The sequence below is a fragment of the Akkermansia sp. UNK.MGS-1 genome, from assembly GCF_000980515.1.
GTDB classification, from domain to species: domain Bacteria; phylum Verrucomicrobiota; class Verrucomicrobiia; order Verrucomicrobiales; family Akkermansiaceae; genus Akkermansia; species Akkermansia muciniphila.
In genome coordinates, this window is sequence record NZ_LBCB01000014.1 from 14,201 (window position 1) to 36,011 (window position 21,811).

At 58.8% G+C, this 21,811-nt stretch carries 16 protein-coding genes; 10 read left to right on the top strand and 6 right to left on the bottom strand.

Annotated features, from left to right (window positions below):
* Positions 1-56: 56 nt before the first annotated feature.
* Genes WW58_RS08670 through WW58_RS08685 form a run of 4 tightly spaced genes read right to left on the bottom strand, consistent with a single transcriptional unit; the run spans position 57 to position 5,056 of the window.
* Positions 57-1,169 (bottom strand): ABC transporter permease, encoded by a 1,113-nt coding sequence (locus tag WW58_RS08670; protein WP_046436943.1) that lies wholly within the window; start codon positions 1,167-1,169, stop codon positions 57-59.
* A 4-nt stretch (positions 1,170-1,173) separates the two neighbouring features.
* Entirely contained in the window at positions 1,174-2,280 is a 1,107-nt protein-coding gene (locus WW58_RS08675) for an ABC transporter permease (protein ID WP_046436945.1), read from the bottom strand.
* Positions 2,277-4,037 (bottom strand): ATP-binding cassette domain-containing protein, encoded by a 1,761-nt coding sequence (locus WW58_RS08680; protein WP_102734104.1) that lies wholly within the window; start codon positions 4,035-4,037, stop codon positions 2,277-2,279. The genes WW58_RS08675 and WW58_RS08680 overlap by 4 nt, the downstream gene beginning before the upstream one ends.
* Complete coding sequence (locus WW58_RS08685; protein ID WP_046436948.1) at positions 4,034-5,056, bottom strand: efflux RND transporter periplasmic adaptor subunit; 1,023 nt, start codon at positions 5,054-5,056, stop codon at positions 4,034-4,036. Before WW58_RS08685 ends, WW58_RS08680 begins: the two co-directional genes overlap by 4 nt.
* 133 nt (positions 5,057-5,189) lie before the next feature.
* On the opposite strand from WW58_RS08685, the gene alaS reads away from it, so the two are divergent.
* Both alaS and pssA read left to right on the top strand, forming a co-directional pair.
* On the top strand, positions 5,190-8,018 hold the full coding sequence (gene alaS, locus WW58_RS08690) for an alanine--tRNA ligase (protein ID WP_046436951.1): 2,829 nt from the start codon (positions 5,190-5,192) through the stop codon (positions 8,016-8,018).
* 32 nt (positions 8,019-8,050) lie between these two features.
* Entirely contained in the window at positions 8,051-8,875 is an 825-nt protein-coding gene (gene pssA, locus WW58_RS08695; protein WP_022198296.1) for a CDP-diacylglycerol--serine O-phosphatidyltransferase, read from the top strand.
* 270 nt (positions 8,876-9,145) lie between these two features.
* On the opposite strand, the gene WW58_RS08700 is transcribed toward pssA, so the two are convergent.
* The gene (locus WW58_RS08700; protein ID WP_012420424.1) at positions 9,146-9,661 is read right to left on the bottom strand and encodes a hypothetical protein; all 516 of its coding nucleotides are present in this window, start codon (positions 9,659-9,661) and stop codon (positions 9,146-9,148) included.
* Positions 9,662-9,725: 64 nt separating this feature from the next.
* Here WW58_RS08700 and folP point away from each other — a divergent pair, with 64 nt between their 5' ends.
* From folP to WW58_RS08730, 5 genes are all read left to right on the top strand, one after another.
* Positions 9,726-10,565, top strand: coding sequence for a dihydropteroate synthase (gene folP, locus WW58_RS08705; protein ID WP_046436953.1), 840 nt, complete (start codon positions 9,726-9,728; stop codon positions 10,563-10,565).
* A gap of 7 nt (positions 10,566-10,572) precedes the next feature.
* Entirely contained in the window at positions 10,573-13,164 is a 2,592-nt protein-coding gene (locus WW58_RS08710; protein WP_046436955.1) for a YfhO family protein, read from the top strand.
* Between the two features lie 176 nt (positions 13,165-13,340).
* On the top strand, positions 13,341-15,098 hold the full coding sequence (gene ispG / locus WW58_RS08715; protein WP_046436957.1) for a (E)-4-hydroxy-3-methylbut-2-enyl-diphosphate synthase: 1,758 nt from the start codon (positions 13,341-13,343) through the stop codon (positions 15,096-15,098).
* A gap of 27 nt (positions 15,099-15,125) precedes the next feature.
* Positions 15,126-15,776, top strand: coding sequence for an SDR family NAD(P)-dependent oxidoreductase (locus WW58_RS08720; protein ID WP_022198291.1), 651 nt, complete (start codon positions 15,126-15,128; stop codon positions 15,774-15,776).
* A 300-nt stretch (positions 15,777-16,076) separates the two neighbouring features.
* Positions 16,077-17,264: an acyltransferase gene (locus tag WW58_RS08730; protein WP_046436962.1), complete on the top strand. Its 1,188-nt coding sequence runs from the start codon at positions 16,077-16,079 to the stop codon at positions 17,262-17,264.
* Between the two features lie 55 nt (positions 17,265-17,319).
* On the opposite strand, the gene WW58_RS08735 is transcribed toward WW58_RS08730, so the two are convergent.
* Positions 17,320-18,603, bottom strand: a complete 1,284-nt coding sequence (locus WW58_RS08735; protein WP_046437201.1) for an alpha/beta hydrolase family protein — start codon at positions 18,601-18,603, stop codon at positions 17,320-17,322.
* An 82-nt stretch (positions 18,604-18,685) separates the two neighbouring features.
* Here WW58_RS08735 and WW58_RS08740 point away from each other — a divergent pair, with 82 nt between their 5' ends.
* From WW58_RS08740 to WW58_RS08750, 3 genes are all read left to right on the top strand, one after another.
* The gene (locus tag WW58_RS08740) at positions 18,686-19,900 is read left to right on the top strand and encodes a beta-ketoacyl synthase N-terminal-like domain-containing protein (RefSeq protein ID WP_046436964.1); all 1,215 of its coding nucleotides are present in this window, start codon (positions 18,686-18,688) and stop codon (positions 19,898-19,900) included.
* Positions 19,901-19,923: 23 nt separating this feature from the next.
* On the top strand, positions 19,924-21,087 hold the full coding sequence (locus WW58_RS08745; protein WP_046436966.1) for an aminotransferase class I/II-fold pyridoxal phosphate-dependent enzyme: 1,164 nt from the start codon (positions 19,924-19,926) through the stop codon (positions 21,085-21,087).
* 252 nt (positions 21,088-21,339) lie between these two features.
* Positions 21,340-21,795 carry a hypothetical protein gene (locus WW58_RS08750; RefSeq protein ID WP_046436968.1) on the top strand — a complete coding sequence of 152 codons (456 nt, stop codon included), beginning with the start codon at positions 21,340-21,342 and terminating at the stop codon, positions 21,793-21,795.
* The last annotated feature ends 16 nt before the right edge of the window (positions 21,796-21,811 follow it).

Below are 21,811 nucleotides of genomic sequence, written 5' to 3' on the forward strand. Positions count from 1 at the left end.
ACGGGGAAATTCAGGGCAGGGAGGTTTCCGGGTATTCCGGAGAGAAGGAAGGGGTGTCAGGAAATTTTGTGATGGAAAGAAAAGACGGCAGCCAGGACGGCCACCACGGTAACGGCCATGATGGCCGCGAAAAGGGGCCAGAGATCCAGGAAGCCGGCTCCTTCCAGAAAGATGCGCTGGATGAGTTCCAGCCCGTATCTCATGGGGTTGAGCAGCGTGAGGCTCTGAAAGATTTCCGGCATGCTGGAGATGGGCGTGGCGAAGCCGGAGAGCATGACCATGGGCACCAGCAGCAGGAAGGTTCCCACAATGGCCTGCTGGAGGGATTGAGCAAAGGAGGAGATGCACAGCCCGATGGCCGCCGCCGTGACGATGAAGAGCAGAAGGGCGGCGGAGAGCAGCCAGATGGAGCCTTGGAAGGGGATGCGGAACCAGAACATGGCTACCAGCACTACGAAGACGGCCTGTATGATTCCGGTGATGACGGAGGCTGTCCCTTTACCGAGCAGGATTTCTCCGGGGGTGTACGGGGCGACGAGAAGCTGGTCGAAGGTGCCTTCCTCCCGTTCGCGGGCGATGGAGAGAGCTCCGGAGAGGATGGAGTTGATGAGCACGAGCACAGCAATGAGGCCGGGAACGATGAACCAGCGGGTGATGAGGTTGGGGTTGAACCATGCGCGGGATTCTATTTTCACCGGGGAGGATCCGCCGTTTTGGGAGAGCAGATCCGCCCCGTAGGCGGAGGCGATTTGCTGGCCATAGCTGAGGGCGATGGCCGCCGTGTTCGTGTTGCGCCCGTCCGCAATGAGCTGGAGGGAGGCGGGCCTCCCCGTCTGAATGTTGCGGGAGAAGTCCGGGGGGATGGTGAGCCCCACGACGATTTCCCGGTTGTCGATCATGCGGTCAATATCCTTTTCCGTGGCCGCCGTGGCCTGCCTCTGGAAGATGCCCGTGCCTTCCAGGTCCGCGATGTACTGAGAGGCCGCTTCTCCGCCGTCCTTGTCCAGCACGGCGTACGGCACGCGGGTGACGTTCATGGTGGCGGCATAGCCGAAGATGGCTATCTGGATGATGGGCGGGATGATGAGGGCCAGCCGGCTTTTTTTGTCCCTGAGCACGGCCAGCAGTTCTTTTCTGACGAGGGAGGCTATTCTGACGAGAAAGTCCATGGCGTTATTCGAGGGATTTGGGGGCTTTCAGCCGGGCGATGCCCATGAGCGCCACGGCAAAGACGCCCAGCGTGATGCAGCAGGGGATGATGACGGAGGGGATATCCCCGGCCAGGAAGAGGGTCTGGAGCAGGGTGACGTAATAGCGGGCCGGGATGATGCAGGTGATGGCCCGGACGGCGGGGGGCATGTTGAGGATGTCATACAGGAAGCCGGAGAGCATGAGCGCCGGCATGAAGGTGCCCATGATGGCGAACTGGCAGGCCAGGAACTGGTTTTTGGCGGCGGTGGAGATGACCAGCCCCAGCCCAAGAGCCACAATCAGGAACAAGGCGGAGACCGCCAGCAGCAGCGTGAGGGAGCCGCGGATGGGGATGCCGAAGACGAAGGCGGCGAAAATCATGGAGATGGCCAGGCTGACCATGCCCAGCAGGAAGTTGGTGGCGGCCTTGGCCGCCAGGATTTCTCCGCTGCCCACGGGCGTGACGAAGAGGCTTTCCAGCGTGCCGCGTTCATATTCCCGCGCCATGACCAGGGAGGTGAGGAGCGCCCCGATCATGGTCATGATGGTGACGATGACGCCGGGAACCAGGTAGTAGTGGCTGTCGTTGGCTTCATTGAAGCGGGTGCGCGTCTGCACGTCCAGCACGGGGGCTGTCCGCCCGCCCAGGGAAGACGCCCAGGAGCCGACGACGGCCTGAAGGTAGTTGCGGATGAGGGTGGCCTGGTTGGCGTTGACTCCGTTGACGACAATCTGGACTTTCGTGGTTCCATTGTGGAGCGTGTCCGGCGCGTTGCTTTGCAGGGCGATGAAGGCGTCCGCTTCATGGGTGCGCAGTTTTTCTTCAGCCTCCCGGGTAGAGAAGACGCGCGTGGTCTGGAAATATCTGGAAAGGGTAAGCCTTGTTTCCAGGTCCGTGGACTGGCTGGAGGCGGGGACGGCCAGGTACGCGATGCGCACGTTTTTGATGTCCATGCTCATGCCGTAGCCGAAGAGGAGCAGGAGCACGGCCGGAAGGATGACCGCAATGCCCACATTGCCGGGGTCCCGGACCACCTGGTGGAGTTCCTTGACGATGAGGGCTCCTATTCTTTTGAGGGAGGCGGTCATGTTTCTCCTCCTTTTTTCATGTGTTCTTCCGTGATGGCCAGGAAGGCGTCTTCCAGAGAAGCGGGGGCTCCGTCTTCACGCGGGAGAGCGTGTTTGCGGATATCGTCCGGGGAACCTTCCGCCAGCGTGGTTCCATCCATCATGATGAGCATGTTATCGCAAAATTCCGCTTCTCCCAGGAAGTGCGTCGTGATGATGATGGTGACGCCTTTTTCCGCCAGGGCGTTGATGCGCAGCCAGAAGTCGCGCCGGGCCAGGGGGTCCGCTCCGGAAGTGGGTTCGTCCAGAAAAAGGATGTCCGGGGAGTGGAGCAGGGCGCACGCCATGCTGAGGCGTTGCTTGTAGCCGCCGGGCAGGTGCGCGGCGGGGGCGTTCATGTACGGAGTCAGGTGGAATTCTTCTTCCATGGAGCGGATGGCTTCCTGCCGCTCCTTTCCGGACATGCCGTAGGCTCCGGCGAAGAATTCCAGGTTTTGACGCGTGGTCAGCATGCCGTACATGGAAAATTTCTGGGCCACGTATCCAACTTTCCTGCGCGCTCTGGCGGCGGCGGTCCGCAGATCCGCCCCGGCCACATTGAGCGTGCCGCCGCTGGCGGGCAGCAGCCCGCAGAGCATGCGGAAAGTGGTGCTTTTCCCCGCTCCGTTGGGGCCCAGAAGGCCGAAGACCTGCCCTTTGCGGACGGAGAAGCTGACGTGGTTGACGGCAATGAAACTGCCGAATTTCCTGACGAGGTCCGTTACCCGGATGACGGTGCCGCCGTTTTCCGTCCGCTCCGGTTCCGGCGTTCCGGCAGGGGCGGGGATGTCCTGCGGGGCGAGGTCCACTTGGTCGGCAAGCAGGGTCATGAAGCCGTCAGAGAAGTCCGGCTGCGCGGGGGCGGGGTGGTATTCCTCCAGCTTTTTCCGTGCGGGGTGGCCGTGGGGAACGATGATGCGGACGGTGTTCCCCTGCGGGGTGGCGTTGATGATGCCGGGCACGGCGGCCAGCCTGCTCTGGAATTGGCGCGCATGCAGCCCCTCCGGCGTGCGCACCGTCACGCACATGCCTTCCGCCCGGGCGATGACGTCGGCGGGAGGGGCGTCCATAAGCAGGCGCCCTTCATACATGATGAGGGTTCTGTTGCAGTAGGCCGATTCGTCCATGTAGGAGGTGCTGACCAGCACCCCCACGCCTTCCTCTCCGGAGAATTGTTTCAGGATGCTCCACAGTTCCCGCCGGGAGAGCGGGTCCACGCCCACGGTGGGTTCATCCAGCAGGATGAGGGGCGGGGAGGAGACCAGGGAACAGCACAGGCCCAGCTTCTGCTTCATGCCGCCGGAGAGCTTTCCCGCAAGCCGCGTGGTGAAGCGTTCCAGGCTGGTCATGGCGAGCAGGCTGCGGAAGCGCTTTTCCCTGTCCTGGCCGTAAACGCCGTGCATGCGGGCGTAAAGCTCCATATTTTCCCGGACGGTAAGGTCTTCATAAAGCCCGAATTTCTGCGGCATGTAGCCTATGGAGGCCTGGATGGACCGGCTTTTTTTCACGGAGTCCAGATTCAGGACGGAGATAGACCCGCCATGCGGTTTCATCAATCCCGTGATGAGGCGGATCAGAGTGGTTTTTCCCGCTCCGTCCGGCCCCAGCAGCCCTACGATTTCCCCGGCGGACAGGCGGAAGGAGACGTCGTCCACCGCCGCAAATGGGACGCCGGCGGAGTCCGGAAATATTTTCCGGACGTTCCGGCAGTCAATCAGGGGCTGGGATTCCGTGGTCATGGCCTGGGCTGTTCCGGGGTCTGTGTTCCGGCGTTCTGGTCCAGGGGGATGGTGACGGTGGCGGGGGCTCCCAGGCGCAGCCGGTTGTCCGGATCGTCCACAATGATGCGCACTTCATAGACCAGTGCCGTTCTGAGATCTGGCGTTTCCACGTTTTTAGGGGTGAATTCCGCTACGGAGGAGATAAACCCCACCGTCCCTTTGAAGCCGGTGTCCGGGAAGCTGTCATTGCGCACGGTGGCGGAAAAGCCGGGCTTTACTTTGCCGAGCTGGGATTCCGTGAGGTAGGCCCGCACCCATTTGGTATGGTTCAGGGAGATGTTGTAAACGGGTTTCTGCGGGGAGGCCATGTCCCCCTTTTCCAGAATGCGGTTGCGCACCACGCCGTTGCCGGGGGCATAGAGCACGGCGTCTTTCAGGTTCTGCTCCCTGATGGTCAGGCTGGCTTTGGCCTGGTTGTACTGGGCCAGCGCCTGGGCTACGTCTTCCTCACGGGAACCGGCCAGCAGCAGTTCCAGCTGTTTTCTGGCTACGTCCAGATTGGCGGCGGCCACTTGCCGGGAGGCGACGGCGTCGTCCGCCTCCTGGCGGGAGATGGATTTTGTTGCAGCCAGCGCCTCCAGCCTTTTGCTGCGCATTCCGGCGTTGTTCAGCGTAGCTTCCGCGGCCTGAACGTTTGCCCTCGCCTGGGCTATTTCTTCCGCGCGCGGGCCGTTTTTAACGCGCAGGTAGTTTTGGCGGGCGGCTTCCGCTATCTGCCGGGCTTCGTCCGCGGCCTGCCGGAGCCGCACCGTTTCCAGCGTGGCGAGCTTCTGGCCGGGAACAACCGTGTCCCCTTCGTCCACCAGCACGGAGTCAATACGTTCGGAGATGAGGAAAGCCAGATCCACCTGGCGCAGGTCCACATTGCCGTAAAGAACGGCTTTGTCCTCGGGCCCGGACGGAGTTTTCCGGTAGATGAGCCAGACGGCCGTTCCTGCCGCCGCAAGGAGAACCAGGAGGATAACCAGCTTTTTCATAGTTTTATTTATACGTGTGTATAATTTATTGCAAGTAAAAATGGAGCCCGCATGACGGAGAAGGAATTAGCGATTTACTAACGGAGGGAGAACAGGCATAATCCGGCGTCTTTTACTTTTCCCATTATCTGTTATGATGACCGCCACCGAGATACGCCAAAGCTTTCTGGACTTTTTCCGCGAAAAACAGCACACGGTCGTGCCTTCCGCTTCTTTGATGCCCCAGAGCCCCGGTTTGTTGTTTACAAATGCCGGCATGAATCAGTTTGTCCCGTATTTCCTGGGCGTATGGACTCCCCCGTGGACGCCCGCCCGCGCTACGGATACCCAGAAGTGCATCCGCGCAGGCGGCAAGCACAATGACCTGGAGGATGTGGGGTATGACTCCTACCACCACACGTTTTTTGAAATGCTGGGGAACTGGTCCTTCGGGGATTATTTCAAGAAGGAAGCTATCCGCTGGGCCTGGGAGCTGGTCGTGGAGCGGTGGGGATTTCCGGCGGAACGCCTGTACGCCACCGTGTACGCGCCGGACAAGAGCAAGGGCGACCCCGGAGAGTTTGACCGGGAAGCCTGGGATTTCTGGGCTGAGCTGTTCCGTTCCCGAGGGCTGGACCCGGACGTGCATATCGTGCACGGGAATGTGAAGGATAATTTCTGGATGATGGGGGAAACCGGCCCCTGCGGCCCCTGTTCCGAGCTGCACGTGGACCTGACCCCGGAGGGGAATACGAAGGGAAGCCTGGTAAACAAGGATTCCGACCAGTGCATAGAGATATGGAACCTGGTGTTTATCCAATACAATGCGGAGAGCGACGGCTCCATGCGCAATCTTCCGGCATGTCATGTGGATACCGGGATGGGGTTTGAGCGCGCGTGCTCCATCATGCAGTGCACGAACGGATTCAAGGATTTTTCCCGCAAACCGTCCAATTACGCCACGGATGTATTCCGCCCCCTGTTTGACCGCCTGGAAGTTTTGAGCGGACGGAAGTACGCGGACGTGTATCCGGCGCCCGGTTCCAAAAGGGTGGATGCGGAGGACGGGACCCTTCAGGAGGCGATTGCCTTCCGCGTGATTGCCGATCATCTGCGCACGCTCAGTTTTTCCATTGCGGACGGCATTCTGCCGGGCAACAATGGCCGTAATTACGTGCTGCGCCGCATTCTGCGCCGTGCCGTGCGCTATGGGCGCCGCCTGGGCTTTACCCAGCCGTTTTTGGCGGAACTGGTGGATACGCTGGTGGAGTCCTTCGGACAGGTGTTCCCGGAACTGGCCGCCCGCGCCGCTACCGTGAAGGAGGTTTTGAACCGTGAAGAGGCCAGTTTTAATGAGACGCTGGACCGCGGCCTGGAATTGTTTGACGCGGAAACGGCTTCCGCCGGAAAGGTGAGCGGCGAGTTCGCCTTCAAGCTGTATGATACGTACGGGTTCCCCATTGACCTGACCGCCCTGCTGGCGGAGGAACGCGGCCTGGATATTGATATGGAGCGGTTCAACAGGCTGATGGAGGAACAGCGGGAACGCGCCCGGGCCGCCCGCAAGAGCGAGGTGGTGCGCGCCCTGGATTTGAAGACGGACGCCGTGACGGAATTTACGGGATACGATGTGGACGAATGCGCCGCTACGGTGCTGGAAGTGAGCCGCCAGGGGGATTCCCTGTTCATCATCACGGACAAGACTCCGTTTTACGCGGAAATGGGCGGGCAGGTATCCGATGCCGGTTTGATTGAAATCGGCGGGGAAAGCTACCATGTGATGGCCGTCCAGCAGATAGGGAATGCCCGAGCCCATGTGGTGGAGGCCCGTCCCGGGCTGGAGGTGAGGCCCGGCGACCGCGTGCATTTGAGCATTGACGCGGAACGCCGCCGCCGCATTGAGGCGCATCACACCGCCACGCATCTTCTTCACTGCGCCCTGCATCAGGTGGTCAGCCCGGATGCGGCCCAGCAGGGGTCCTTTGTTTCGGAAGACCGGCTGCGCTTTGACTTTAACAGCAGCGCCGTTTCTCCGGATCAGCTCCGCCTGATTGAAGAGAAAGTGAACGGCTGGATTGAGGAGTCTCTTCCCGTGCACTGCACGGAACGCGCCTATGCGGACGTGAAGGGCAATGCCGCGATTGCCCAGTTCTTCGGTGACAAGTACGGGGATGTGGTGCGCGTGGTCCAGGTGGGCGGATGCAGGGATGGGCTGGACGGGGTTTCCATGGAATTCTGCGGCGGAACTCATATTGCCAATACGAAGAATATCGGCCTGTTCAAGATTAAGAGCGAGGGTGCCATCGCTTCCGGCGTGCGCCGCATTGAGGCGATGACTGGGGACGCTGCTCTGGAAATGATACGGCAGCATGTTGTTGCCAAGAGCCTGGAAATCGCCAAGGCGGTGGAGAAGATCAAGGAAGTCAATTACGAGTTGGCGGACATGGGGCTGGAACAGGTGCCTGTCCCCACGATTGAAGGCAAGCCGGGGCTGACGGCCCTGGGGGCTTCCGATATCCGGACGGTAAATGATTCCCTGGCGCGTTTCGACGCCTCCGTGGAGCATTTCAAACAGACGGCTCTGGATGCGGAGAAGAAGCTTAAAAAAGCCCGCGCCGGGCAGTCCGCCGCCAAGGCAGACGCCCTGCTGAATGAGTGGCTTTCCGATGCCCCCTCTTCCCTGATCCAGGTGGCGGAGGGCGCCGGGGAATTGCTTCAGGAGCTGCTGAACGGGTTGAAAAAGCGCCAGTATGCGGGCGCCGCCTTCCTGTTGTGCGTGGACAGTTCTTCCTTGCTCCTGGGCGCTTATTGTGGCAAAGATGCCATTGCGGACGGATTGTCCGCCGGAGATATGATCCGCGAGGTTGCCGCTCTTGCCGGAGGCAAGGGAGGCGGTCGTGCGGACCAGGCCCGCGGTTCCGCTCCGCAGGATGCCGATCCTCAGGCCCTGGCTGCCGCCGCCCGCAATATTATTAACGGATAAACCCCTTACCTGGGCCCTATCGGACACCAATCATGGACAAGAAGATTTTCCCGGACGAACCTGAGATTCCCATTTTGCCTAATTTGTTTACGGCAGGGAACCTGGTGTGCGGTTTTTTCGCCATTCTGACGATTTTTGAGGGAATCAACCAGGCGGACAGCGACGCTGTGGCTGCTTTTTCCTATTATCAGAATGCCACTTTTTTAATCTTCGCGGCATGTTTGTTTGACTTGTTTGACGGTCGTATTGCCCGCATGCGCGGGCAGGACGGCCCGTTCGGGCGGGAATTCGATTCTCTGGCGGATATTGTCTCCTTCGGCATTGCCCCGGCGCTGCTGGTAGCCAAGGCCGTCCTGTTCCAGCTGTCCCCTCCGGAGGTGGGTTGGGGCATCGGCATCCTGTATCTGCTGTGCGCCGCGCTGCGCCTGGCGCGGTTTAATTGCATGGCGGCCGCTCCCCGGAAGGAAGGCCAGAGCAGCGATTTTGTGGGTCTGCCCGTTCCGATGGCGGCGGGAGCCGTGGTCTCCACCATGTACCTGGTGATGTATCTGGCGGGCAGGGCTCCGGACGGGGCCATGGACCTGGGCGTCTTCAAATACGTGATTGCGCTGGCAATGGCGGGAGTCTCCATTCTGATGATGAGCCGGGTGGTCTATCCCAGCTTCAAGCATATCAACATGCGCACGCGGGGGACGATGTACGCGATTGTGTTCATCGTGCTGGCGGTCATCTGCATTTTCAAATTCCCGTGGGTGATGCCCGCAGTCATTTTTTCCATTTATCTGCTTTACGGGCTGGTGCGGCCCTGGGTGGCCCGCCGCTGGCGGAACAGGCTGGAAGCCCGCGATGGAGAATAGGAAGACTTTTAGAAAACTGTTCCTGCCTCTTCTTTGAACAGACCATGCTGCGCCGGATTGATGCCGGGCGGCGGTGTTTCCGCGGCCCGGTTCCGGGAATGTCCCTGGGTCCGGCTTTTTTAAGGGCGGGAACGCAGCCCTCCCTTTCAGGACCGTCCGCAATTTTCCTGCGCGGAGCGTGCGCCGGAACGGCCGGGGGATAAAGATTCGGCGTCCCGAGGAAAGACGGAGAAGGAGGGAAGGGGAGGAATCGTCCCGAAGGACCGGAGCTTATTTGTTTTTCTTTTTAAAATCGTCCGCGAAGGGGTCTTTTTCCGGGGCGGTGGGCACGGCGTGCGTTTCAATGTCCTTGGTACTCTTGACCAGCGTGATGCATACGGGCTTGCTGCGGTTGCCCATGGCGTCATAAGTGTAAAGGAAGCGGCGCACGAGTTCCTTGGTGCGGGAATCGAACATTTGCTCTTCTCTCAGGTTGGCGTTGCCGTCGTAGCCGTAACGCACGAAAAAGAGTTCGTTTTTCTGCCCGTCAAAGATCAGGCAGGAGCGCAGCTCTCCAAAAGGCCCTCTTTTGTACAGGGTTACGGAAACGAGGACATTGCGGATGTTGTAAGTGGTTTTTTTCATCCCTTTTCCGTCCCCTGTTTTTTCAAAGTAGCTGCGGGAACCGTCTTCATGTTTGACCATGCGGGAAGAAGCGGTCTGGACATTGAAATCGTCCTGGCCGGCGGCCAGGGCTCCGGACGTCATGAGCAGGGGGATGAAGAGAAGCAGGGGCGTTGTTTTCATGGTGAAAAAAGAGTTTCTGACTTATTAAAGTGATGTATAGTGGCTTTGACAAGAACGTAATTAGATGAACTGGCTTGTAAGGAGAGACGTATTGGATGTGGCGCGCGGAGGCGTGCTGATGGGAATTGTGAACGTTACTCCGGATTCCTTTTCCGACGGAGGGCGTTTTTATGCGACGGAACGCGCTGTCTCCCATGCAAAAGAGCTTGAACGGCAGGGAGCCCTTATTCTGGACATAGGGGGGGAGTCCACCAGGCCGGGGGCCGCGGAGGTTGCCGCGGAGGAGGAGTTGGACAGGGTGCTGCCCGTGGTGCGGGAACTCCGTTCATGCACGGATGCCGTGATTTCCGTGGACACGCGCCATGCCGCCGTAGCGGCGGCTGTGCTGGAAGCGGGTGCGGACGTCATTAATGATATTTCCGGATTGCGGGAGGAGGGGATGGCGGAATTGTGTGCTGCGGCGCGCTGCGGCGTGGTGGCGATGCATATGCAGGGACGGCCTGAAACCATGCAGGACGCTCCTTCTTATGGGGATGTGGTGCGGGAAGTGCGCGGTTATTTTGAGGAACGTTATGATTTTCTGCTGGGGCGGGGACTGGAACCGGAGCAGATATGCTGGGATCCCGGCATCGGCTTTGGCAAAACGGCGGAACACAATCTGGCCCTGCTGTCCAACATGGACAAGCTTCAGGTGGCAGGACGCCCGGTGCTGCTGGGCCTTTCCCGCAAGCGCATGCTGGGCGCCGTCCTGGGGGATGCGGAGCAGGGCCGCGCGCCGCTGAGCACCGCCGTGATGACGGTGTGGGGGCATTTGCACGGCGCGCAGATTCACCGTGTCCATGACGTGGCGGAATGCGCCCGCGCCCTCCGGCTGATCCGGGCCGCTGAACCGTTTGTCCGCTGATTGAGCCATGGAATCCGCTTCTTCCCGTCCGGTATTGACGTCCCTGGCGTCCATTGCATTTTCCCTGGCGGTGGTGTTCCTTTTTCTGGCGGTACGGGGGATCTGGCCTTTCGGAGGCCGCTTCCTGGAGTATATGGATAACGGGCAGCTGGTTTATCCTACCTTGAAGTATTATGCCTCCGCCCTGATGTCCGGAGCGTTTGACGGAGCTTTTTTTTATGATGTCAATGGCGGCGCGGGAATCCGGGTGAGCCCTACGCTGCCGCATCAGCTGCTGATCCCCTCCACCTGGATTGCCGTGGCGATGGGGGATTCCTTCCTGTTGAAGGACATGGTCTGGGTGATGCTGGCGGATGTGGCTTGCATCTGCGTGACGGCTTCCTGGTTCCTGAGACGCGTGTTTCCCTCCCTGCCCGTATGCTGGACCGTGCTGCTGACGGCGGGTTATGCCGTGGGGGGCTTTTTCCAGACCAAGTACGGGTTCATGCAGTTCCTGGACCATGCCGCCATGTTCCCCCTGTTTGCCCTGGGCCTTTACCGGCTGGTGAACGGGGGAAGGGGCTGGCTGTATGCCGCCGGCCTCTTCCTGCTGGCTACCTCCCTGTACAGCGCGTTCATGGCCGTCGTCACCGGCTGGCTGTTCGCGTGGGCCTTTACGCTGCCCCTGAAGGGGACGCGGGAACGCCGCGTGCGCCTGGCCCGCGTGTTCTGGTACACGGCGGCGGTGACGCTGGCCACTTGTTATTACTGGCTGCCGATGGCGGAAATGAGCCGGGATTCCATGCGCTCCCTGTTTATGACGCCGCCCACGTTTTTTGAGTTGTCATGGCCGTTTGACCCTCCCAAATTCCTGGAACGCCTTTACGCCTGCCTGCCGGGGATGTCATTTGCCGCTCTGGCGGCGGTTTATTTGGCTTGCGGGAAGCAGGCGTCCCCGGCGCCGGACAGAGGGAGGCGTTTGTTTATCCTTCTTCTGACGGCGTCCGTTTTGCCCGCGTTTGTCGAGCCCATCCACCGCGCCGCCCATTTATGGAGCTACGTGGATTTTCCCGTCCGGTTCGGTTTTATTCCCAATCTGGCGGTAATGTCGTTCTGCGCCTGGATTTTGTCCGGCGGCAGGCTTCCGGGGCCGGCAGGACGGCCATGGGGGTGGGGATGGAGCCTGGGGCTTCCCATAGCGGCTTTTTTCTTTTCCCTGTTTGTCCTGAAGATGACGGCTGCGGATCTTGCGGTGCGTCTTCTGCCTTTGCTGTTTTTTGCATGCGCATGGCTGTGCTGGAGGCATGTGGAGGGCAAAAGGCTGGCGTGGTCCATCGCTTCCGTGATGATGCTGGGGCTGCCCATAGGGGCTGCCGCGTTCTGGAAGCAGGGGGAGGAGGAGAAAGCCTCCGTCCAGGCGCTCAATGCGGAATGGCTGGCGCGCGGCATGAAGGGGTATTCAGGCTTGCTGCGCGTGAAGGACAGGGATCGCCTGATGGTGGAAAACGCGGATTGCCTGGGGCCTGTCCCGGGCATTGGCAATTTCCGGCATACGACGAGCATCGGGCATTTCCGTTTTCTGAAAAACCTGGGGTACCGGGATGAATTCACGCGCACGTACGGCCAGGGAGGCACTCTGTTTTCCGATTTGCTGCTGGGCCATGGTTTTGTGCTGGCGTCCCGGTCCATGGAGGGAATGGAGTGCGTGCTTTCCCGGGAAGGCCTGTATTTATACAGGCTTCCGGGTGCCCGCTGGGGGCTGGTAGTTCCCCAGGGCGCGCTGGGGTTGCGTCTGGATGGGAACGCTGATGTGTTCAGCAATCTTAATGCCCTGCACGCCGCGCTCTGCCCATCGGCGGAAGGCCCCCTTTATGAGGCCGTAACAGTGAGGACGGAGATGAGCGGCCCCTTTTACCGCGCGGACATTCCGGAATATCCCGGCGCGGTGTACGGGTTCCCGCAGACGGATACGGCGGAACTCCGTGTCAATGGATGTGCGGTGCCCGTCATGGCGGAGGCGCAGAAGACATCCGGAGGAACGAGCCGCACCTATAACGGGGTTTTGGAATTGAAGCGTGCGGCCGTTGCCGGGGAAACCGTGGTGGAGGGGAGGATGCTGCGGACCGTGGAGACGCCCCTTCTGGCGGCTGCGGCGCGTACGCCGGAGCAGGATGTTCCGGTTCTGGGGAAAGAGCAGGATAAGTACGGAATGGAGGCGAAAGGAAGCGGTGGCCATGTGGAGGTGGCGCTGAATGCCGGGGAAGGGGAGGCTCTCATGGTGCCGGTCGTGTATGACCGGGGATGGAGAGTCCGGCGGAACGGGATGGAGGCGCCTGTGGAAAAGGTGGGGGAATTGATGGCGGTGCGCCTTCTGAAAGGGCAAAACCGGGTGGTGTTTGATTATTATCCGCCTTTATTGAAAGGTTCCCTGCTGTTTTCCTCCGGCGCGGCCGCCGTCTTCCTGCTGTATGCATGGTGGGCGCGGCGGCATCCGGAATCCTCGCTCAGGAGGATTGTTCTGGCCTGCGGATACAGGCTGTTTCAGTGCTGCGCCGCCGTGGTGCTGGCGGCTGTTTATATGGGGTCAATCGTGTTGTTTATCGTGCAGTCCGTGCTGTGAAGGAATCCCCGGAAGGCAGGGAAATAGGCCAGGGACTGAGTGCGGGGGGATGCTGGCGTGGAACAATATCCGCGGGGCGTAGCCGTTTCCTTTTTGCCGGTGGCCGGATTGGCGGGAAAAGGCTTTCCGTTTTGAAGGATGGTTGACAGGGGAATCTGGCGCGGTAGAGTGGTTTCATGCAGTCTTCCTATTGTCCGAGTCCTTATCGATATACGCGCCGCGTAACCCGTGAAGTCATGGTGGGGAATGTGGGGGTGGGCGGTTCCAATCCCATCCGGATCCAGTCCATGCTGACGTCCGATACGCGGGATACGGATGCCTGCGTGAAGGAGGCTTTGGAGCTGGCGGAGGCAGGGTGCGAGATTATCCGCCTGACCGCCCAGACCAAGGCGTATGCCGCCAATTTGGAGAATATTGCCCGGGAATTGTGCGCTGCCGGCTGCCATGTGCCTCTGGTGGCCGATATCCACTTCAAGCCGGATGCCGCGATGGAGGCTGCCAAATGGGTGGAGAAGATTCGTATTAATCCGGGCAATTTCGTTGATAAGAAGAAGTTTGAAGTGCGGGAGTATTCCGACGCCGAATACCGCGAGGAGCTGGACCGCCTGAGGGAAGAATTTACGCCCCTGGTTCTGTTTTGCCGAGAGCATGGCCGCGCGATGCGCATCGGTTCCAACCATGGCTCCCTGTCCGACCGCATTCTGAACCGCTTTGGCGATACGCCGGAGGGGATGGTGGAGAGCGCGATTGAGTTTGCCCAGATTGCCCGCGACCTGGATTACCATTCCCTGGTGTTTTCCATGAAGGCTTCCAACGTCAAGGTGATGGTGGCCGCTTACCGATTGCTGGTGGAGCGCATGAACGCCCTGGGGCCGGATTGGAATTATCCCATTCATCTGGGGGTGACGGAAGCCGGGGGCGGAGAGGACGGCCGCATCAAGAGCGCCGTGGGCATCGGCTCCCTGCTGACGGACGGCATTGGTGATACCCTGCGCGTTTCCCTGACGGAGGACGCTGTGAGGGAGGTGCCCGTGGCTTACCGCCTGTCCAATCCTTTCCAGCCGTCGGAGCGTTCCGATGACCCGGTTTCCTTCCCTGAACCGGAGTTGAGCTATGATCCCCTGAAGTTTTCCAAAAGGCAGGGTGGGCTGGCGATGTGTTATGGCGTGCGCCTGGGCTGGGAACAGCCTGTGCGCGTGGCGGTTCCTGATGCCGGGTTTTACGCCCTGCAGACGGAACGGGAGGCGATGGGGGACATGATGCCTGAATTATCCCTGGGGCAGCTGGATGCCATTGAGGTGGATCCCCGGTGCGATGCCGATCTGGAGCCGTTGAAGGAGCTGGCGGAACCGTCTATTGTCACTGTGAAGAACGGGCTGGCTATGGAGCCTGTATATGCGTTCCGCCTTCTGGCTGCCCGTATTGAGGACAGGCACCTGATCCTGCTGAAGGATACGCTGGTGCCCGGTTCCGTTTCCGGGGAAGACGTGCCGCTGACGGCTGCCCGCAATATCGGCTCCCTGCTGTGCGACGGGATTGGAGACGCCGTGCTGATTCAGGGCGAGTCGGACCCCCGTTTGGCTTCTTTCCTGGGATTCAATATTTTGCAGGCTACGGGAACGAGGCTGACGCGGGCGGATTACGTTTCCTGCCCGTCCTGCGGGCGTACCCTGTACAATATCCAGGAGGCGACGGCCCGCATCCGGAAAGCCACGGAACATCTGAAAGGGGTGAAGATTGCCGTGATGGGATGTATTGTGAATGGCCCCGGCGAGATGGCGGATGCGGATTTCGGTTATGTGGGCGGCGCGCCGAACAAGATCAACCTGTATGTGAAGCACACGCCTGTGAAGTTCAATATTCCCCAGGAGGAGGCTGTGGAACGGCTGGTGGATCTGATCAAGGAGTATGGGCGGTGGGTGGACCCCAAGTGAGGTTTTAACGTTGAGGGAACTTTTTTGATGCGGAGAGTGTTCATCAGCGGCGGTCACGGCGGTTTGGCGCGGGCCATCGTGGAATGTTTTTCCGCTGCGGGATGGGAGACGGATGCCCCCAGCCATGCCGCACTGGATGTGGGAGACCGTTCCGCCGTACGCCGCTGGTTTGATTGCCATGCCGCGTATGATTTGGCGGTTTGCGCCGCCGGAATTACTAGGGACAGGCCGTTCCTGAAGCAGACGGAGGAGGAGTGGGACGAGGTAATGAATGTGAATGTGACGGGAGCCGCCTGGTGCGGCCGATGCGCCGCCGCCGCCATGGTGCGGGAGAAGAGGGAGGGTCAGGTGGTGATGATCGGTTCTTATGCGGCGCTCCGTCCGGCTCCGTCCCAGGCGGCTTATGCCGCTTCCAAAGCTGCTCTGGCGGGCCTGGTGAAAAGCCTGGCGCGGGAATGGGGAAAGGATGGGATTCGCGTGAATCTGGTGTTGCCGGGGTTCATGCTGACGGAGATGACGGCCGTGCTGCGGGATAGCGTGAAAGAGGCGGCTTTGTCCCGGCATGTTTTGAACCGGTTGAATACGCCGGAACAGGCTGCGGCGTTTATCCTGTTTTTACAGGATGTTCTTACGGCGGCTTCCGGCCAGGTGTTCGATCTGGACAGCAGGATTGTTTAATAATGGACAGCGGATTTATTATCCGCGTTCAAGCCTTAATATTGAAGAAGAATAATTTAAGAAAAAATTTGATACACCAGGGACATCCGGTTCCCGTTGAAAACATGGAATTCCAAACACGGAAAGAGGAATCTATCCATGTTTACACACTTTCCAAAAGACCGGAAAAACCTTGTTTTTCAAGATTTCCTGTTTTCAAAATCATAGCAGGCTATCTTTTTTATTAAAAAAATGATTTTCTTGGAAATATATCATCAGCAGGGGAGAACGCGGATAATAAATCCGTAGAAATGTTTCTCCATGAGTTTGCCGCTGGCTGATGATGAAGAGAAAGGAAAGCGTTTTTCCTGTGGTTGTCCGGAATATATTTCTCCGTCCCGGAATTATGGAATAGATGCCTTGCGCATTGTCGCCATGATGATGGTTTTAATTCTTCATCTTTTGGCCTCCATTGATGTTTTGTCTTTGGAGAACCATGGGTCCGCTTCCTATAATGTCGGGTGGCTGCTGGAGATTGCCGCTTATTGCGGTGTGAATTGTTATGCGTTAATTACAGGATATGTGTGCTGCGACGGAACGTTCAGGTATGAACGTGTGGTTTCCTTATGGTTTCAGGTTGTTTTTTATACATGGGGCAGTTTGCTGCTGGCTCTGTTGTTTTTCCCCCAGGAGGTTCAGTTGAGCAATATTCTGCATTCCCTTTTTCCCGTTTTATCCGGCCAGTATTGGTATGTAACGGCGTATGTGGGGCTGTTTTTCTTCATTCCGTTTCTTAACGCCCTGGGGAACAGGCTGACCAAATTACAGTTCCAGTATCTTCTGGTTACCGTTTTCGTGCTGTTTTCCGTTATTCCCACCCTGCTTCACACGGATGTGTTCCCGGTGGAAGAAGGGTATAGCATCTGGTGGCTGGGCATCCTTTACATGCTGGGGATGTATGTTAAAAAGCATGGCTTGCTGACGGAAATGAAAACGCGTCCGTTATGGATGTTTTATGCCGGATTCGTATGTTTTGCCTGGGTTTTCAAGATGGTTCTTAACGTGGTGTCTCCATACCTGATTGGGCAGATCAAGGGCGGTGGAATGTTTATTCGCTATAATTCTCCTTTTATTGTAGGGACGGCGGTTGCCCTGTTGCTGATTTTTTCCCGGATGCATTTTTCATCCCGAAGGGCTGTCTCCTGTATTTCATGGCTGGCGGCAGCGTCGTTCAGCGTTTATGTGCTGCATTGTAATGCTTTGATAGGAAAATGGTTTTTGTGGGATGTCTTTGAGTGGGCAGCGTCTTCTTCCTCAGCCCTGATGGTTGTGAACGTGTTGGCAATAGCCGCCGTGGTTTATGCCGGATGCGCCTTGGTGGACTCCGTGCGGCGTTATTTATTTAAGCTCATGAACGTGGAAAGGGGCGCCCGGGCGGTGACGGGCTTTTGCGGAAAGCTGGGGCATGCATTCCGGAAGATGTGCCGCCGGATAGATTCGCATCCCTAAGGATGAGGGAATGTCCTGTTCCGGCGGTTCCGGGCGGTTTTTGTCTGGAGCTAGGCTAGTTTTTATTATCGCTTTTATCCAGGAGGGTTTTAAGCCAGGGAATGACCAGGTCTTTTTTGAAGAAATGGTTGCGCGGGTCCACATTGGCGAAACGGAAAAAGGCGTCCCTGTCCAGACCTGCGGGCAATTGGCTGCCGTGCCAGCGTTGGGCAGGGTCCGCAAACCGGGGCTGGTGATGGTACTGGAAATGATCCGGCGCCCCGGCCATACGGTAGGCTGCGGAGATGAGCTGGAAGTCCCTGTCCAGGCCGCCTTCCGTGCAAATGACAGGGCGCGGAGCGAGAGCCGCCACGATGTCCGGGAAGTCGAATTGTTTCCAGAAGCCCGGAATGAGGTGGCGGATGGAGTTGGGAGCGGAACGCACGCCCCTGCCGTTGGGCATGGTCATGGTTTTGGCGCGTTCCAGCGTGCGGCACAGAAAGTCGTTATACACGAAGGCAAAGATATCCGGGTTCAGGCTGCCCAGAACCATCATGGGTTCCGTTCCCAGGGAGAAGCCGCTGAGGATAATATGGTTTTTTTGCGCCCAGGGGCGTGTTTTCACCCAATCCAGAATACATTGGTCCGCGTAGGAGGTGTAGCCCAGCCAGCTCCAGTCCATTTCCAGCAGGAAGCGGGCCAGGTTTTCATAATCGTGTGAAGAACGGCCTGCGGCGCGTTCCGCGTCTCCTTCTTCACCCGTTCCGGCATTGTCTACCACAATGGCCGCCCATCCCTGCCTGACATAATGGAAAGCCATGGCGTTGTTGCCCGGCTGCTGTACGGAAGGCTGGTCCAGATCCGGTGATGTTTCCCCCGCCAGCTCTTCCTTGGTCTGGTCTGACCCGGGAATGCAGAATAGCACGGGAACCGGATTTTTGTCTGAAGCGTTGTTCGGCAGGAGCACCAGGAACGGTACGGCGGCTCCCGGGAAGGGATAGGCTTCCCATTTTTCCACCCGGTAGTGTTCTCTTGGCACGGTTTTTACCAGAACGGGGGCGGGGATATCCGCCTGGGGGGGGAATTTCATCAGTTGTTGCATGGCTTTCCGGACTTTTTCCCGCCAGGCGGGGAAATCCTTCGGAGCCATATCCGGGGAAAATTCGCATGCCGGACGCAGTTTTTCCAGCATGGTCTGGACGATGCCCCGGGAGGAAACATGCCGCTGGTCGCTCCGGGATGAATGAAGCACCGCCCAGTCTGCCGCCCGGAATTTTTCACTGGGCGGGGTAAGGGAGAAGGAGGGAAGAGAAAGGGATGCCAATAGAAGAGAGAAAAAAACGGCGGGCTGAATAGTCATGAAGCCAGATTGCCATAAAAGAAGCTTCCATTGCAAGGTTGCAGCGGTGGTCTTTTCAGGTTGTTCCTGACGCATCGGAAGCTTGAGTTTTTCCGGGCAGGGCGGTAGTCTGGCCGCCGTCATGATGGCGGGGGGTAAGAGTCTTGGAAGCCCGGAACCGCGGGTATGCGGCCTGGGCCTGGCTTCCGGCTTCGGCATGGGGGCGGCAGTCCATCTTGCCGGGGTAAGGGAAGGGCGCAGAGTGTTGAAGCCGTTGAGCGAATTGTGGGGCGAAGGTAATCCCTGGGGCGATGTATTGAGCGGATGGATTCCAGACAGGGAATTGTTATGCAGCCGCAGGAACGGCCCTGCTTCCCAGCTGGCGCTGCTGTTGGCGCGCCAGGCCGTGGAGGACGCCGGATGGGGAAGGAAGGAATTGAGGGATGCCGCCCTGATTGTGGGCAGTTCCCGCGGGAATGCTTCCGGATGGCTGAGCCCGTGGCCGGGACGGCGGCCCATGAAAATTTTGGCCGTTCCCAATTCCCTGCATAGCGAACTTGCTTCCTGCGTCAGCATCGAATTGGGAATTTGCGGGCCTTATCACGTGCTGGCGAGCGGCTGTGCCGCCGGCCTGGATGCCGTAGGCATGGCCGCCATGCTGATGCGGCAGGGAGTTGTTAAGAGAGCGCTGGCTATCGGTCTGGATTTGCCTTTGTGCCGGGAGCTGCTGGGGACGTACTGGGCCTCCGGCATGCTTTCCCGCAATGGTTTGAATGATCCCTACGGCCCTCTGGCCGACGGCATGTGCATTTCCGAGGGAGGGGCGGCCATAGCCCTGGAATTGTCTTCTGCTCCAGGTATTTATGTGAAGGATTATCTGGTGAATTCCGATGCCTATAGCCCGCTGGGCATGCCGGAGGACGGAAAGAGCATAGCCGCCCTGCTGGAGGCTGCTTTGAAAAGTCGGGATGGAGCGGTTCCTCTGACCGTTTGTCCCCATGCCAGCGGCACGGCGGGGAATAGCGTGTCCGAACGGGCTGCTTTGAAAAGGGTTTTTAAAGACGGACTGCCGGATTTGAGGATGATGAAGCCGTGGACGGGGCATGCCATTGGAGGCAGCGGAATTTTGGAACTGGCCCTGATGCTGGTCTTTGCCAGGGAGGGGGTATTGCCTCCCAATCCTCCCTGGGCCACCTTCCCGGAAGGCGGCGCCTGTTCTGCGGAGGAGCTGCCGTTGGCCGGGGGGCGGATGCTGGTCAAATCCGCCGCTTCCATGGGCGGCCATAATGTGGTGCTGAGTCTGGCTGTGGACGGTTGAATATTGTTGAATAGTGAACGCTTATGAAGAATCCTGAACAGTTTTTGTCAGAGTTGAAGTCTGCGGGGCTGCTGCGCGTCCTGCGGGATGTGGAATGCCTGCCCGGAGGAATGGCCCGTCTGGCGGATGGCCGGAAAGTGGTCAATCTGGCAAGCAACGATTATCTGGGGCTGGCCCACCATCCGTCCCTGGCGGAGGCTTTTTCCCGTGCGGTGCGGGATGAAGGGGCCGGAGCCATGGCATCCCGCCTGGTGACGGGGACGCGGCGGGAACATTCCTGTCTGGAAGAGGCCCTGGCCGCTTTGAAGGGGACTGAAGCGGCGGTCAGTTTTTCCTCCGGTTATGCTACCTCCCTGGGAGTGATTGCTTCTATTGCGGACCGGGAGGATACGGTGCTGATGGATAAGTTGTCCCATGCCAGCCTGATTGACGGGGCGCGTTTGTCCGGGGCGCGTTTGTCTACGTTTCTGCATAACGATATGGAGTCATTAAGAAAAAAACTGCAGCATTTGCGGAACGCGAATCCTTCCGGCGGGATTCTGGTAGTGACCGAATCCGTTTTCAGCATGGATGGAGACCGTGCCCCCCTTCGGGAAATTGTGCGTCTGAAGGATGAATTCGGCGCGTTGCTGCTGGTGGATGAAGCTCACGGATTCGGCGTGCTGGGAGAACACGGGGCCGGACTGGCGGAAGAACTGGGCGTTTCCTCCCGGATAGATTTTCAAATGGGGACTTTGAGCAAGGCTGCCGGGGTAAGTGGTGGATATGTGGCCTGTTCCCGCGCCTGGGCGGATGTCATGGTTAATTCCGCCCGGTCCCTGATTTATTCCACGGCTCCTCCTCCCGCTTTGGCCGCTGCCGCCCTGGCCGCGGTGGAAGTGATCCGCAGCGGGGAGGGAAAGGAATTGCGCCGCCGTGTTTCCGTGCTGGCAAATAGTTTGTCCGCCGCACTGGGGATGCCGGGAAGGCCTGTTTCTTCCATCTTCCCTGTTGTGGTGGGAGAGAACGATGCTGCCCTGGCTGCGGCGGATGCCCTGCTGGAACAGGGCTTTCTGGCTCCTGCCATCCGTTATCCTACGGTCCCCCGCGGAACGGCCCGGTTGCGCATTACGGTAACGGCTGCGCATGAATCCGGACAGGTCACGCGGCTGGGAACGGCGTTGAAGGAGCTGCTGCATGGGAAATAACGCAGGAGTTGTTTTTGGTTCTCCGCATTAGAGCCGGTTCCTGTTTTTATGCGGGGTCTGCCGGAAATGGGGTTATCCTCATTGATGCTGCCATAAAAGGGGAAGAAGGATATCTGATGCCTGGCGGAACGGAATGACATCCGGATGTCCTGAATGGCAGAGCTTGCATCTTGACAGGAAAGTTTTCTTCCAGTAAGGGGAAAGAATGAAGGTTCCCAAAGGAATTTTCACTGAACCCTATAAAATAACGTTATGATGAATACTTCTGATTCTTCTTCTCCTTCGTCCTGCTGCAGCGGTTCTCCTTCCTGCACGGCCGCTCTTGTTCTCGGCATTATCGCCCTGGTATTGGCATTGATCGGTTTTTTCCCGTGCCTGGGCTGGATTACTCTGATTCCTGCGGGGCTGCTTGCCATTATTGCTCTGATCATGAGCATTGTGGCTGTCAGTAAAGGTTCACCCAAAGGGGCTCTTGTTGTTGCCATTATCGCGTTGGTCCTGTCCGCCGTTGCGGGAATTGTCCAGGCATGGATGGCCAGCGCTACCGTGACTTACATGGAACAGCACCAGGATTATGTGGAAAAGAAGGCTCTGGAAATTCAAAAGGAGCTTCGGCAGATGGAGCTGGAAAACAGGGAGCCATTGAGGCAGTCCGGGGAGGCGGATGGAATGTCCCCCACGGATGGAACAGGCTCCCAGGATTTGTAGTTCCTGAACCTTTTTA